This is a genomic window from Oleiphilus sp. HI0117, from assembly GCF_001635235.1.
In genome coordinates, this window is record NZ_LWGA01001325.1 from 1 (window position 1) to 553 (window position 553).

The window sequence follows — 553 nt, forward strand, 5'->3', positions numbered from 1 at the left end:
GCCCAGCAAGTGCTTCTTTATAAACGCTGCCTGGAAGAGTACCTAGGCAGTCGCATGCTTTTTGATAAGCTAGATCAGCCTGCTTTTTAGTGTAATCTAGCGCGCCACTATTTTGTACAGCGATACAGATTGCATCGAGCTGGCTTGCGTCACCATTACGGATGGCTTTACGAATTAGAACTCGCTCTTCTTCACTGCCGTTTTTCATAGTGTAGATCAGCGGCAAGGTTGGTTTGCCCTCGGCCAGGTCATCGCCGACATTCTTGCCCATTGTCTCGGCGTCGCCAATGTAATCCAGCATGTCGTCAACCAGCTGGAATGCTAAGCCTAGCTGCAGGCCGTATTCCTTTAAGGCTTCTTGTTGCTCAGTACTTGCGTTTGCAAGCAGAGCTGAAGAGTGAGACGCTGCCTCAAATAGCATTGCTGTTTTATTTTTTATGACTTCAAAATAGGCTTCTTCTGATACGTCAGGGTTTTTGCAGTTCATTAACTGGAAAACTTCCCCTTCGGCAATGACATTGGTTGCATTCGATAGCACTTCCATAACCGGAAC

1 protein-coding gene is annotated in these 553 nt (G+C 47.0%); it reads right to left on the reverse strand.

Annotated elements, in window-relative coordinates; translation table 11 throughout:
- On the reverse strand, window positions 1-553 hold a 553-nt coding region (locus tag A3757_RS22945), incomplete at both ends, for a polyprenyl synthetase family protein (protein WP_197470246.1).